Genomic DNA, 13443 nt, shown 5'->3' on the forward strand with positions numbered 1-13443 from the left:
AGCAATGACTGACAAGACCCCCACTGTCGTCCTGGTGCACGGCGCGTTTGCGGATGGGTCGGCGTGGGCCGAGGTGATCGCGGAGCTGACCAGCCGGGGTATCCCGGCCGTGGCCGTGGCGAACGAGCTGCGTGGCGCGGGGATCGACGGCAGCCGAGTGGCCGCGCAGGTCCGCGAGATCGACGGCCCGGTCGTCCTGGTCGGGCACTCGTACGGCGGCGCCGTGATCACCAACGCCGCGAACCAGGCCGACAACGTGACCGGGCTCGTGTACGTGGCCGCCTTCGCGCCCGACGAGGGCGAGAGTCTGCAGGACCTGATCGGCAGCTTCCCCGCCAACGACTTCGCGTCCGGGCTCGTCCCGCACACCCTGCCGACCGGGGACGGCGGCGAGGAGACGTTCCTGAGCATCTCGCTGGACAAGTTCCCGGCGCTGTTCGCGGCCGACGTGCCGAACGCCGAGCTGCTGGGCCGGTTCCAGCGGCCGATCGCGGCCGCGGCCTTCGAGGAGAAGTCCGGCGCGGCGAGCTGGAAGCGCCTGCCGGTCCACTTCCTGGTGGCCACCGGCGACCAGGCGATCCACCCGGACGGGCAGCGCAAGATGGCCGCCCGCGCCGACGCCACCACGATCGAGGTCGACGCCTCGCACGCCGTCTCGGTCTCCCAGCCGAAGGCCGTCGCCGACCTCATCGCCCAGGCAGTGCGCTGACGCTGAGTGCCGAACCGCCAGGCCACCACAATCGCGTTCCCAGCGCCCGCGTCACGCTCACGGGGCAGCTGGTCGCGAAGTTGTGATGGCCTGGCGCTCCGCACCCCGGCGGATCCGGATGGCCCGCACAACCCGCTTACAGCAATCGGTCGAGGGCCGCGTGCCCGGCCGGTCCCCAGTGCGGCTTGCCGCCGGGGAGGCCCTTGTCGCCGTTGATCCCCATCGCGATCAGGAACAGCGCCCGGGTCACCGCCCAGCCGCGAGCTCGCCGTACCGTCGCCTCGTCCACCGGGTAGAGCTCGAAGAACCGGCCGGCGGCGCCGTCCGGGAGCAGGATCCAGGCGGCCGCGAGGTCGGTCGCCGGATCGCCGGTGCCGATCTCCTCGAAGTCGACGACACCGGCAAGCGTGCCGTCGGCAACGACCACGTTCGCCGGGTGCAGGTCGCCGTGCAGCCACACCGGTGGCCCGTCCCAGGCCGGCGCCGCGATCGCGTCCTCCCAGACCGCACGGATCTCGTCGAGGCGGCCGACATACTCGTGGACATCTTCGAACCCCAAGCCGCGCGGCAGATCGGATCGGTCGCTCACGGGCGCGTCCGGCGGTGCCTCGGTGTGCAGTGCCTGCAGGAAGCCGGCCAGGACGTCGGCGGCGGCCGGGTCCGTGATCGGTGCGTGGTCCGCGGGCTCTCCGGCGACCCAGGTGGTGATCGTCCAGGTCCGCGGGAAGCGGTCCGACGGTTCGCTGAGGCGCAGTGGGGTCGGGACCTGGAGGGGAAGGCGGGCGGCGAGCTCGGGGACCCAACGGTGCTCTCTGCGGAGCGATTCGGGAGCCTGGTCGAAACGGGGCAGCCGGACCGCCAGGTCGTGGCCGAGCCGCCACATCTGGTTGCCCCAGCCGCCGTCGACCTCCTTCAACTCCAGGTGCGCCAGGTCGGGATGCTGCTCCTCCAGGAGGGTCCGTACGAAGTCTTCGTCCATGGAGCGTCAGACGCGTCACATCCGGAGCTGGTTGGGAATAGCCGCGGATCAGGTCAGGTTGCCTCGGGCATGCGTATCGATGTGTGGTCCGACGTGGTCTGTCCGTGGTGCTACATCGGCAAGCGCCGCCTGGAGCAGGCGCTGGCCGCGAGCGGCGAGCAGGCCGAGATCGTCTGGCACAGCTTCCAGCTGGATCCGTCGGCCACCAACGACGACCCCCGGGACCTCCCGACCCGATTGGGCGAGAAGTACGGCCGCGGCCGCGAGTGGGGCGTGCAGGCCAACGCGCACGTGACCGAGATCGCGGCCGAGCTCGGTCTTGAGTACCACCTGGACCAGGCGAAGGCCGCCAACACCGTCGACGCGCACCGCGTCCTGCACCTGGCCCGCGAGCTGGTCGACGCCGGCCAGGTCCCGGCCGACACCCAGGACCGCCTCAAGGAGCGCCTGCTCAAGGCCTACTTCACCGACGGCCTCCCGGTCGGCGACCACGCCACCCTGACCAGCCTGGCGGAAGAGGTCGGTCTGCCCGCCGAGCGCGTCACGGCCGTCCTCGCCGCGACGACGTACACCGAAGAGGTGGCCGCCGACCAGGCCCAGGCCATCGCGTACGGCGCCAACGGCGTGCCGTTCTTCGTCATCGACGAGAAGTACGGCGTGAGCGGCGCACAGCCCGTGGAGGTGTTCCAGGAGGCGCTCCGCCGGGCCAACGCGGACCGGAAGCCGGTCACCTTGATCACCGGCCCGAGCGACAGCGACGACCCCGCCTGCGGGCCCGACGGCTGCCCGATCTGAGCCTGGACGGTTGAGCCGTGGGTACCGGAAGACATCCGGAACGTGGTGTATGAAGGAGGCATGACTGTCGTGCGCGCACTGGCCAGGCCGTTGCTGTCCATGATCTTCGTCGTGCAGGGTGCGAATTCGATCCGCAACCCCGAGCCGCTGGTGCCCAAGGCCCAGCCGGTGACTGACCGTCTGGTGCCGATGGTGAAGCGGGTCGCGCCGCCGCAGGTCGGCGACCGGATCCCGGAAACCACGGTGAACCTGGTCCGCCTGAACGGCGCCGTCCAGGTGCTCGGCGGGCTCGCGCTGGCGACCGGCAAGGGCCGGAGGCTCGGTGCGGCGACGCTGGCGACCACGCTGCTGCCGGTGACCGTCGCGGGGCACCCGTTCTGGCAGGTGAAGGACAAGGAGGCCCGCGCCGCGCAGCGCGTCCAGTTCATGAAGAACCTCGGCCTGCTCGGCGGCCTGCTGCTCGCGGCAGTCGACACCGAGGGCCGGCCGGGTCTCGCCTGGCGGGCATCGCACGGCGCCCGGGCCGCGAAGCGCGAGACGAAGCGCGGCGCCAAGGCGGCCAAGCGCGAGGCCAAGCACCTCGCCCACGAGGCCAGGCAGGCGGCCCGGCTCGCAAAGGCGGAGCTCACCTGAGCTGAGGTGCGATGACGCTCATGCCCTAGGCTCGGGGCAGGGAAATCCGAGTCGAGGGAGTGGGATGAGCGAACTGCAGGGCTGGCCGGCGCCGCGGGCCGAGGGTCCGGTCACCGGCCGGGTCACGGTGCCCGGATCGAAGTCGATCAGTAACCGTGCGCTCATCCTCGCCGCGATCGCGGACGGCCCGTCGCACCTGACCGGCCTGCTCACGGCCCGCGACACCACGCTGATGCGGTCCGCGCTCGTCTCCCTCGGCGTCGGCATCACCGAGAACGGCGGCACGGTCACCGTCACCCCCGGCTCGCTCAAGGGCCCGGCGAGCGTCGACTGCGGCCTGGCCGGCACCGTCATGCGGTTCGTCCCGCCGGTGGCCGCGCTGGCCGACGGTGTCGTCGAGTTCGACGGCGACCCGTACGCGCGGGAGCGGCCGATGAACGTGATCCTCGGTGCGCTGCGCACCCTCGGCGTCCAGATCGACGACAACGGCACCGGCCGGATGCCGTACGCCGTGTCCGGCGCGGGCTCGGTCCGCGGTGGCAAGGTCACGCTGGACGCGTCCGGCAGCAGCCAGTTCGTCTCCGCGCTGCTGCTCGCCGGCGCCCGGTACGACGAGGGCGTCGACATCCGCCACGACGGCAAGCCGGTGCCGTCCCAGCCGCACCTGGACATGTCGGTCGGGATGCTGCGCGAGCGCGGCGTCCAGGTGGACGACAGCGAACCGAACCGCTGGGTCGTTGCCCCCGGCCCCATTCGCGCGACGGACACGGCGATCGAGCCGGACCTGTCGAACGCCGCACCGTTCCTGGCCGCCGCCGTACTCACCGGTGGCGAGGTGACCGTGACCGGCTGGCCGGCGCGGACCACCCAGCCGGGCGGCCAACTGCCCGACATCCTCACCCGCTTCGGCGCCGAGGCGACCCGCAGCGACGATGGTCTGACCGTGCGCGGCACCGGCCGCGTGCAGGGGGTCGACCTGGATCTGGGCGAGGTCGGTGAGCTCACGCCGGTGATCGCCGCAGTGGCTGCGCTTGCCGACGGGCCGTCGTACCTGCGGGGGATCGCGCACCTGCGCAACCACGAGACGGACCGGCTGGCGGCGCTCGAGCGGGAGCTCAACGCGCTCGGCGGCGACGTGACGCAGACGGCGGACGGGCTGGAGATCCGGCCGAAGCCCTTGCACGGTGGGCTTTTCGGCACGTACCACGACCACCGGATGGCGCACGCGGCCGCCGTACTCGGCCTGCTCGTCGACGACCTGCTGATCGAGAACATCGGAACCACGGCGAAGACCCTGCCCGAGTTCCCCGAGATGTGGTCGGAGCTAGGCCGTGCGTGATGGTCCCGCGCCTACTGCGCGGCACTCGGCACGGCATCTCGCCGCACTGGAGCAAAGGCCACGATGGATCCGCATCGAGACCTTCGCTCCAGCGCGCCGAGCTACCGCACCGAGCACCTGCTCGCTACGGCGCGAGACCATCACGCACGGCCTGGCCGGCTGATGTCGCGGTACGACGAGGAGGCCCGGTACGACCGGCCGAAGCGCCGGACCCGGCCGCGGACCAAGGACCGCCCCTCGTACGACGACGCCGTCGTCGGCTTCGTGATCACCCGCGACCGCGGCCGCTACACCTGCTGGGTCGAGCCCGGCGATCGAGTCGTCACCGCGATGAAGGCCCGGCAGCTCGGCCGCAAGGGCGTGATCGTCGGCGACCGGGTCAAACTCGACGGCGACGCCAGCGGCACCGAAGGCAGCCTGGCCCGGATCGTCGAGGTACTCCCCCGGACGACGCTGCTGCGCCGCTCGGCCGATGACGACGACCCGGTCGAGCGCCCCCTGGTGGCGAACGCGGACCAGCTCGTCATCGTCGTCGCCGTCGCCAACCCCGAACCGCGGACCGGCCTGATCGACCGCTTCCTCGTCGCCGCGTACGACGCCGGGATGCGCCCACTGCTCTGCCTGACCAAGACCGACCTCGCCGACCCGGATCCGTTGCTGTCGATCTACCGCCCACTCGGGGTGGAGTCGGTGGCGACTCACGAAGGCGGCGACCTCAGCGAGCTCCACGAGCAACTGGACAACCGCACCAGCGTCCTGGTCGGCCACTCGGGTGTCGGCAAGTCCACGCTGGTCAACGGCCTCATCCCCGGCACCGACAGGGCGATCGGCGTGGTCAACGAGGTGACAGGTCGCGGGCGTCACACGTCGGTCAGTGCGCTGGTTCTCCGGTTGCCCGAAGGCGGCTGGATCATCGACACCCCGGGCATCCGCTCGTTCGGTCTGGCGCACATCGATCCGGACAAGCTGATCCACGCGTTCCCCGACCTGGCCGAGGTCGCCGAAGGCTGCCCCCGAGGCTGCACCCACACCGAATCAGCCCCCGACTGCGCCCTGGACGAAGCCGAAGGAGTAGACCGCGAACGCGTCGCCTCCTTCCGCCGCCTACTCGCCAGCCGCGAAGGCCGCGACACCACAAACCCCCAGGACCTCACCCCCGGCTAGGCTCGCCTTACAACTACCCGCGCCCCGCCGCGCGCAGCGCGGCGGGGCGCGGTCAAGCGTCCGGCAGGAGCCAGCAGTTACTTGGGCAACTGCCCGTCCCAGACTGCTTTGGCGCCTGCGTCTCCGGTGCGGATGGTCTGGTAGATGACGAGTACGCCGATGACCACGACGGCTGCGCTCGTGACCAGCTCGAGCGGCTTGCTCTTGGTTGCCTTGGCACCCTTTCCGCTGGCCAGCGCGGACGGCCCGCCGAGCAGCAGAACCGCAGCTACCGCCACCACCGCGAAGATCAGGCAGAACCAGAACAGCAGGTCACCCCGCTCCTCGTGCTCCCGCACCGCCTGCTCCAGCGTCGGCACGGCGGCGACGAACGCCTCCCCGCTCTCCTTCGCGACGTACGCGAGCACCAGGGCGCCGAGCCCGAGCAGCAGCGCCGGCCACCGGAGCAGCCACCGCCAGCGCGGCAGCAGCGCGAACGCGATCAGGGTGAGGGCGGCCACCGGCAGTACGACCACCGCGGCGTGGATCACCAGCACGTGCAGCGGCAGGTCCCCGAAGCGCTCGAACATTGACGCCTCCATGGCAGTCGTGAACGTGATCAGACACTAACTGCACGTTCAACGACCGGATTCGGTTCAATGCGCGCCGCAACCGTTCCGCAACCTTTGCGGACACCTCCCCCGCTGGGCGGCCGGTCAGGCTAGCCTTCCGGCATGCCTTCGCACACGGATGACCTGCGGCTCGCCCACATCCTGGCCGACGACGCGGACTCGACCACGATGGACCGCTACAAGGCGCTCGACCTGCACGTGGCCACCAAGCCGGACCTGACCCCGGTGAGCGAGTCGGACAAGAAGGTCGAGGACGTGATGCGCAAGACGCTCGCCCGGGCACGCCCGCGGGACGCGTTCGTGGGCGAGGAGGACGGCACCTCCGGCTGGGGTGTGCGCCGCTGGGTGGTCGACCCGATCGACGGCACAAAGAACTACATCCGTGGCGTCCCGGTCTGGGCCACGCTGATCAGCCTGATGATCGAGGACCAGGTGGTCGTCGGCGTGGTGTCGGCTCCGGCACTCGGGAAGCGCTGGTGGGCGTCGTACGGCGATGGCGCCTGGACCGGCCGCGCCCTGCACTCGTCCCAGCCGTGCCGGGTCAGCGACGTCAGCAAGATCGAGGACGCCTCGCTGTCGTACGCCTCGCTCAAGGGCTGGGAGAAGCTCGGCAAGAAGAACCAGTGGGCCGACCTGATGGACTCCTGCTGGCGGACCCGCGCGTACGGCGACTTCTGGTCCTACATGCTGGTCGCGGAGGGCGCGGTCGACATCGCCGCCGAGCCCGAGCTGAACCTGTACGACATGGCCGCCCTCGCGATCATCGTCGAGGAGGCCGGCGGCAAGTTCACCTCGGTCGACGGCGTCCCCGGCCCCAACGGACCGAACGCGGTCGCCACCAACGGCCGCCTGCACGACGAGGTCCTCAAGCGCCTCGAGTGATCCGCCGGACCAGGAAGTCGGCTTCGACCGCGTTGCTGGTGAAGGCCAACGCCTCCTCGTAGGCGGCGACGGCCGCGGACCAGTCGCCGGTACGGCGCAGCAGTTCCGCGCGGGTGGACGCGAGATACGGGTACGTCGCCAACGCGGGATCGTCGGCCAGCTCCGACAGGGCCCGCAACGCGGCCGCAGGTCCGTCGACATAGCTGAGCGCGACCACTCGATTGAGGGCGACCACCGGAGACGGCCAGCGAGCAAGCAGCAGGTCGTACAGCCCCAGGATCTCGGGCCAGTCCGTGTCCTCCCACCGCTCCGCCTCGGCGTGCACCGCAGCAATCGCCGCCATCAACCCGAACCGCCCAGCCGGCCACCCCAACGCCTCCCGCACCAGCCCGAGGCCCTCACCGATCAGCGCCTGGTCCCACACCGAGCGGTCCTGGTCCTCCAACAGCACCAACTGCCCGGCGTCGTCGACTCGAGCCGCCTGCCGCGCCTGCGTCAGCAGCAGCAACGCCAGCAGTGCCGTCGCCTCCCCGCTGTCCGGCAGCAGCAACCGCACCATCCGCGCCAGGTCGATCCCCCGCCGGGCCAGGTCCGGCCGCGACAGCTCAGCACCGTCCGCAGCCGTGTGCCCCGCCGTGTAGACCAGGTGTACGACGTCCAGCACCGCGTCGGTCCGCTCCGGCAGATCAGTCAGCCGGGGCACCCGGTAGGGAATCCCGGACCGGGAGATCTTGTGCTTCGCCCGGGTGATCCGGGCCTGCATCGCGGTCTCCTTGACCAGGAACGCCTTCGCGATCTCCGCCGACGACAACCCGCACACCAGCCGCAGCGTGAGCGCGATCTGCGCCTCCTGCGCCAGCGCCGGGTGGCAACAGGTGAACACCAGCCGCAGCCGGTCGTCCGGGAACACCTCCGCACCGGAGTCGTCGATCGGATCCGTCACCAGCAACGGCAGCTTGCGCTCGGCGACCGACGCCCTGCGACGCAGCTCCAACGCCCGCCTGGTAGCGACAGTCGTCAGCCAGGCACCCGGCCGCCGCGGCACACCCTGTTCCTTCCAATGCACCAGCGCCTGCGCGTACGCGTCCTGGACACAGTCCTCGGCCAGGTCGAGATCGGCCGCGACCCGGGCCGTCGCGGCCAGGACGAAAGCCCACTCCGACGAGTGGGCCTCCGCCACGGCCTGTGCGACGACGCCGGCGACCGGATCAGCCACCGTTGACGATCGGCCGGACCTCGACCCCGCCCATCGGCGCCGGCACCTGCTTCGCGATCTCCAGCGCCTCGTCCAGGTCGGCCGCCTCGATCAGGTAGTAGCCGCCCATCACTTCCTTCGTCTCCACGAACGTCCCGTCGGTGACGACGTACCCGCCGTTGCCGTCGGAGCGGATCGAGGTCGCGGTGTCGCTCTCACCGAGTTGCGCGCCACCGCGCAGCGCCGCCCCGTTGGCCGCCGCGAACGCCTGGTGCCGCTGGTGGTTCGCCTCCGCCACGTCCGGTCCGGCCGCCGCCCACATCGCCTCGTTGTCGTAGATCATCACCAGGTACTTGCCCACCGATGTCACCTCTCCTGTGCAGGTCGGAATCCAGCATCTACCAACCCGATGCGCGAGCACCGGCGAGATCGACATCTCACGCGGGGAATTTCCGGACCACGTAGGGTGGCTGGCATGCCCTTGACCTACCCCATCGCGGAGCAGACGCTCGACAACGGCCTCCGCGTCGTCGTCAGCTCCGACCGCGCCGTCCCGATCGTCGCCGTGAACCTCTGGTACGACGTGGGATCCCGGCACGAGCCGGCGGGGCTGACCGGGTTCGCGCACCTGTTCGAGCACCTGATGTTCCAGGGGTCACGCAACGTGGCGTCCGGCCAGCACTTCAGCCTGCTGGAGACCGCCGGCGCCAGCTTGAACGCGAGCACCTTCTTCGACCGGACGAACTACTTCGAGTCGCTGCCCAGCGGCGGTCTCGACCTGGCGCTGTGGCTCGAGGCCGACCGGATGGGCTACCTGCTCGACGCGGTCAACCAGGAGAACCTGGACAACCAGCGCGACGTGGTCAAGGAGGAGAAGCGGCAGAGCTACGACAACCGCCCGTACGGCGACTCCTACGAGCGGCTGGTCAAGCTCACCTTCCCCGAAGGCCACCCGTACGCGCACATGACGATCGGCTCGATGGCCGACCTCGACGCCGCCTCGGTGGAGGACGTGCACGCGTTCTTCCGGCAGTACTACGGCCCGAACAACGCCGTCCTGACGATCGTCGGCGACGTCTCGGAGGAGGACGCCTTCGACGCCGCCAAGCGGTACTTCGGCCACCTGCCGGCCATCCCGAAGCCGCCGGCCGCGCCGGACGGCACGATCGGCCCGCTGACCGAGGTGCTGCGTGACGACGTGGTGTCCGACGTACCGTCCGACCTGGTCACGATGATGTTCCGGCTGCCGGTCGACGGCACGCCGGAGCTCGACGCGGCCGGTCTCGCGCTCGACATCCTCGCCGCCGGCCAGAGCGGACGCCTGAACCGCCGGCTGGTCCGCGACGAGCAAATCGCGCAGTCGGTGTCCGGTGGCGCGCTGCCGCTGATCGGCGGGGTCTCGTTCGGCACGCTGACCGGGATCGCCTCGGACGGCGTGGACCTGCAGAAGGTCGAGGACGCGCTGCTCGAGGAGATCGAGCAGCTCGCCGAGAACGGCATCACCGAGGACGAGCTCGCCACCGTGCAGGCACAGGCCGAGCGGGACTGGCTGGAGCAGCTGGCCACCTGCGCCGGCCGGGCCGACGAGATCTCCCACCACGCCCTGCTGTTCGGCGACCCGAACCGGATCAACACCCGGATCGACCAGGTCAAGGCGGTCACCGCCGACCAGGTCCAGGCCGCGGCCGCGAAGTGGATCCGCGCGTCCGGACGCGCTCAGGTGACCTACCGCCGTACCGAGTCGGCAGGAGAGAACGCATGAATCAGGTCCTGACCACCCCGCCGCCCGTCGGCGCGCAACGCCCCTGGAAGTTCCCGGACGCGACCACCACGACGACCGCGGCCGGGACCCCGGTGCACGTCTTCGACCGCCCGGGTCAGTACGTCGCCACCGTCCGGGTGACGATCGCGATGCCGCTGATCGCCGAGCCGCGCGAGCTGGAAGGCGTCGCGACGATCATGTCCCGGACCCTCGACGAGGGCACCGAGCTACGGTCGGCCAACGAGTTCGCGGCCGCGCTGGAGCGGCACGGAGCGGCGTACGGCGTGGACGTGAGCTCGGACGCCTTGCACGTGGAGATCTCGGTGCCGGTGTCCCACCTGGCCCCGGCGGTGAAGCTGCTCGCCGAGGCGGTCACCCGGCCCGCGTTCAACCAGGCCGACGTCGGCCGGCACGTGACGATCCGGCTCGGCGAGATCAACCAGGAGCGGGCGAACGCCGGCTACCGGGCCCGGGAGGCGTTCGCGGCCAACCTGTTCGACGCCGCGACGCGACGCTCGCGCCCGACCGCCGGGACGCCGGACACGATCCGGCCGTTGACGAACGTCCAGGTGGCCGAGTTCTACCGGGACAACATCGGCCCGGGCCGCGCGCAGATCCTGTTCGCTGGTGACGCGACCGGCGTGGACGTGGCCGGCGTCATCGACGACGCGTTCGGCGGCTGGACCTCCGCGTCCGGCCCCGCGCTCGAGACGCCGGAGCCGATCTACATCCCGGGCGACCGCGTCGTCCTGGTCGACCGGCCCGGCTCCGTGCAGAGCCAGCTGCTGATCGGCTGCGCCGGCCCGGACCGCCGGGACCCGGCCTGGGGCGCGGCCGCGGTCGCGAACCACGTCGTCGGCGGCACGATCACGTCGCGCGTCGACACCGTGCTCCGCGAGGAGAAGGGCTACACCTACGGCACCCGGACGAGCTTTGCGGCTCCGCGCAAGGGCGGCACGTTCAGCCTGGGCGGCGCCGTACGCACCGAGGTGACCGGCGCCGCGATCAGCGACGCGCTCCGGATCCTCCGGGAGGCCCGCGACGGGCTGACCGAGCAGGAGGTCCAGGAGGCGAAGGACAGCCTGATCCGGACCGCCCCGCTGCGGTACGAGCAGGCCGACTCGGTCGCCCAGCAGGTCGGCAGCAATATCGCGAACGGGGTCCCGATCGGCTTCGCCGACACCTACCTGGCCCAGATCGCCGCCACCACCGCCGAAGAGGCCACCGAGGCCTACCGTCGGTACGTCGGAACCAACGGCCTGCTGGTGGTCGTCGTAGGGGAAGCGAAGGACGTCCGGCCGCAGCTCACCGAGCTCGCGCTGGGCGACCTGATCGAACTGGGCTGAGAGCGCCTCGCTCCTCTGCTCAGCGCCTGGGTTCTGAGCAGAGGAGCAAGACCATGTCGTTCACCGAGCGGCCGACCGACGCGACCGATCGCACCCACACCTTCTGGTCCCCGTCGTACCCGCTCCAGCCGGGCTTCCCGGACCAGCCGGCGTACGGCGTCCTGCGCGACCACTCGCAGGCCACGGTCGCACTCGTGCTCGGTGCGATCGCGCTGTGCACCGGCCTGCTGATCGTCTCGCCGGTCGCCTGGTGGCTCGGCAGCCAGGCGCTCGCCGAGATCGACGCGTCGCCGGGCGTCTACAACAACCGCGGCATGGCCCAGGCCGGGCAGATCTGCGGCCTGATCGGCACAGCGCTGCTCGCCATCGGCCTGCTCTTCGTCGTGGCGATGGTGGTGCTGACGCTCGCCGTCTAGCGCGTGATGTAGTTCGAGAGTTGCTCGCGTTCGAACTCGAGCTCACCGATCCGGGACTTGACTACGTCACCGATGCTGACCAGACCGGCCAGCGAACCCTCGACCACCACCGGCACATGCCGGATCCGGCGATCCGTCATCAGCCGCATCAGGTTGTCGATGTGGTCGTCCGGGCTGCAGGTGGCCACGTCGGCGGTCATGATCGAGCTGACCCGGACGTCTCCCGCGTCCGGAGTGCCGTTCCAGAGCCGCACGACGTCGCGCTCGGAGACGATGCCGGCCACGGAGGACCCGTCGGGGCTCACCACCACGGCGCCGATGTTGTGGTCGGCCAGCAGGGCGAGCAGGTCGGTGACAGTGGCTTCTGGGGAGATGGTGACGACCTGGTTGCCCTTGCCGCGCAGTACGTCGTTGATCTTCACGGAGCCTCCTGCAAATCGAGGGACCAATACCCCAAGGTAGCGAAAACCCCGCCCCAACGGCAGCCCTCACCGATCACAGGTTGTGATGAGTCCTACTGCGTGAACCCCTTCACAAAATCACTCTCCGTATCCAAGAGCGCCCACCTCCCGGTCCCGCAACCGACCGCGAACCCAGCCAGGCCAACCCAGCGCCACCGACAACGAAGGACACCTGCGGCGACCACCCAACCGCCCGACTCGCCCGACTCGCCCGACTCGCCCGACCGCCCGACCGCCCGACTCGAAGCATCTGCCCACCGCCCGCCGGCCGGACCAACTATCGGGTCCATGAACACCATCTGGTTCCCGTGAACAGCAAATATCCTGTTCAAGCCCCCCGGACCCCGTCCAACCCCCCAACTGTTGCCCCTGCCACCACCCCACTGGTGTCGGCGGCGACGCCAGCTCCCGCGCCCGACACCTGCGTAGGGTGGAAGGGTGAGCTCAATCGTTCCGGGTCCGCAGAAGAAGATCGAAGAGGAGATCGCCGCTGCACTCGCCGGTGGCAAGCCTCTGAATGCGGGCGACCTCAACCCGTCTGCTGCCCCCAAGGAGGAGCTGGCCGGACTCGACGACTGGCCACAGTCGTTGCGTACGACGGTCGAGGCCGACCATGCACGCGTCACCGCCCTCGCCGGCAACCGCCGCAAAACCGCCGACCTCGCACTGCCTGCCGTCGTGCGCGGCCTGGACGAACTGCTCAACCAGATCGCCGAGCACCTCCAGGCCGACAAACCAGGTCTGCTGCGCAAGTCCACCTCCCCCGCGCCGGAGGTCCCGCTGTCTGACCTCGCCGAACTCCTCGGCATCCCAACCGACGATCTCACCCCAGCAGGCCGGTCCGAACACCGCACCGCCCTGCGCACCATCAAACAACTCCGCAGCCAACTGAAAGACATCGAAGCGTCGAACGACCACCCCCGCCTCACAAGACTGGCCACCTTCACAGTCCGCCTGGCCCTAGTACTGGACGCCGTCCCAGCCGCCACCGGCTCCCTCGCCCCCACCGCCCTGACCCGCTTCGCCGACGCAGCCCCCGACTACCAGTGGGACTGGGACTTCAACCAAAAACTCGACTTCTGGAAACAAACCCACCGCAACCTGACCGACCGCTAGGCCAACGATCCTCGGCCGTCTGCAGTCGCCGGCCC

15 protein-coding genes are annotated in these 13443 nt (G+C 70.5%); 10 read left to right on the forward strand and 5 right to left on the reverse strand.

The features are described 5' to 3' along the window. Positions 1-4: 4 nt before the first annotated feature. Entirely contained in the window at positions 5-709 is a 705-nt protein-coding gene (locus ACWCOV_RS08980) for an alpha/beta fold hydrolase (protein WP_449828678.1), read from the forward strand. A gap of 136 nt (positions 710-845) precedes the next feature. Here ACWCOV_RS08980 and ACWCOV_RS08985 read toward each other — a convergent pair whose 3' ends face one another. Beyond that, positions 846-1688 carry an aminoglycoside phosphotransferase family protein gene (locus ACWCOV_RS08985; protein WP_449828679.1) on the reverse strand — a complete coding sequence of 281 codons (843 nt, stop codon included), beginning with the start codon at positions 1686-1688 and terminating at the stop codon, positions 846-848. A 69-nt stretch (positions 1689-1757) separates the two neighbouring features. Here ACWCOV_RS08985 and ACWCOV_RS08990 point away from each other — a divergent pair, with 69 nt between their 5' ends. From ACWCOV_RS08990 to rsgA, 4 genes are all read left to right on the forward strand, one after another. After that, positions 1758-2483 (forward strand): DsbA family oxidoreductase, encoded by a 726-nt coding sequence (locus ACWCOV_RS08990; RefSeq protein WP_449828680.1) that lies wholly within the window; start codon positions 1758-1760, stop codon positions 2481-2483. Positions 2484-2543: 60 nt separating this feature from the next. Further along, positions 2544-3116 carry a DoxX family protein gene (locus ACWCOV_RS08995; protein WP_449828681.1) on the forward strand — a complete coding sequence of 191 codons (573 nt, stop codon included), beginning with the start codon at positions 2544-2546 and terminating at the stop codon, positions 3114-3116. A gap of 64 nt (positions 3117-3180) precedes the next feature. Beyond that, on the forward strand, positions 3181-4455 hold the full coding sequence (aroA, locus tag ACWCOV_RS09000) for a 3-phosphoshikimate 1-carboxyvinyltransferase (protein WP_449828682.1): 1275 nt from the start codon (positions 3181-3183) through the stop codon (positions 4453-4455). A 162-nt stretch (positions 4456-4617) separates the two neighbouring features. Then, positions 4618-5619 (forward strand): ribosome small subunit-dependent GTPase A, encoded by a 1002-nt coding sequence (rsgA, locus tag ACWCOV_RS09005; protein WP_449828813.1) that lies wholly within the window; start codon positions 4618-4620, stop codon positions 5617-5619. Between the two features lie 77 nt (positions 5620-5696). Here rsgA and ACWCOV_RS09010 read toward each other — a convergent pair whose 3' ends face one another. After that, entirely contained in the window at positions 5697-6188 is a 492-nt protein-coding gene (locus ACWCOV_RS09010; protein WP_449828683.1) for a DUF2231 domain-containing protein, read from the reverse strand. Between the two features lie 144 nt (positions 6189-6332). On the opposite strand from ACWCOV_RS09010, the gene hisN reads away from it, so the two are divergent. Next, positions 6333-7112, forward strand: a complete 780-nt coding sequence (gene hisN / locus ACWCOV_RS09015; protein WP_449828684.1) for a histidinol-phosphatase — start codon at positions 6333-6335, stop codon at positions 7110-7112. Here hisN and ACWCOV_RS09020 read toward each other — a convergent pair. Together ACWCOV_RS09020 and ACWCOV_RS09025 are read right to left on the reverse strand one after the other, a co-directional pair. After that, complete coding sequence (locus ACWCOV_RS09020) at positions 7096-8328, reverse strand: RNA polymerase sigma factor (RefSeq protein ID WP_449828685.1); 1233 nt, start codon at positions 8326-8328, stop codon at positions 7096-7098. The genes hisN and ACWCOV_RS09020 overlap by 17 nt on opposite strands. Next, positions 8321-8668 (reverse strand): YciI family protein, encoded by a 348-nt coding sequence (locus tag ACWCOV_RS09025; RefSeq protein ID WP_449828686.1) that lies wholly within the window; start codon positions 8666-8668, stop codon positions 8321-8323. Before ACWCOV_RS09025 ends, ACWCOV_RS09020 begins: the two co-directional genes overlap by 8 nt. A 114-nt stretch (positions 8669-8782) precedes the next feature. On the opposite strand from ACWCOV_RS09025, the gene ACWCOV_RS09030 reads away from it, so the two are divergent. Genes ACWCOV_RS09030 through ACWCOV_RS09040 form a run of 3 tightly spaced genes read left to right on the forward strand, consistent with a single transcriptional unit; the run spans position 8783 to position 11831 of the window. Then, complete coding sequence (locus ACWCOV_RS09030) at positions 8783-10069, forward strand: M16 family metallopeptidase (RefSeq protein WP_449828687.1); 1287 nt, start codon at positions 8783-8785, stop codon at positions 10067-10069. Next, the gene (locus ACWCOV_RS09035; protein WP_449828688.1) at positions 10066-11415 is read left to right on the forward strand and encodes a M16 family metallopeptidase; all 1350 of its coding nucleotides are present in this window, start codon (positions 10066-10068) and stop codon (positions 11413-11415) included. Before ACWCOV_RS09030 ends, ACWCOV_RS09035 begins: the two co-directional genes overlap by 4 nt. A gap of 53 nt (positions 11416-11468) precedes the next feature. Further along, positions 11469-11831, forward strand: coding sequence for a DUF4190 domain-containing protein (locus ACWCOV_RS09040; protein WP_449828689.1), 363 nt, complete (start codon positions 11469-11471; stop codon positions 11829-11831). Here the strand turns inward: ACWCOV_RS09040 and ACWCOV_RS09045 are convergent. Continuing rightward, positions 11828-12253 carry a CBS domain-containing protein gene (locus tag ACWCOV_RS09045; RefSeq protein WP_449828690.1) on the reverse strand — a complete coding sequence of 142 codons (426 nt, stop codon included), beginning with the start codon at positions 12251-12253 and terminating at the stop codon, positions 11828-11830. The two genes, ACWCOV_RS09040 and ACWCOV_RS09045, sit on opposite strands and share 4 nt — an antisense overlap. Positions 12254-12730: 477 nt before the next feature. On the opposite strand from ACWCOV_RS09045, the gene ACWCOV_RS09050 reads away from it, so the two are divergent. Continuing rightward, positions 12731-13408, forward strand: coding sequence for a hypothetical protein (locus tag ACWCOV_RS09050; RefSeq protein WP_449828691.1), 678 nt, complete (start codon positions 12731-12733; stop codon positions 13406-13408). The last annotated feature ends 35 nt before the right edge of the window (positions 13409-13443 follow it).

The organism is Kribbella sp. NPDC002412 (assembly GCF_053592935.1).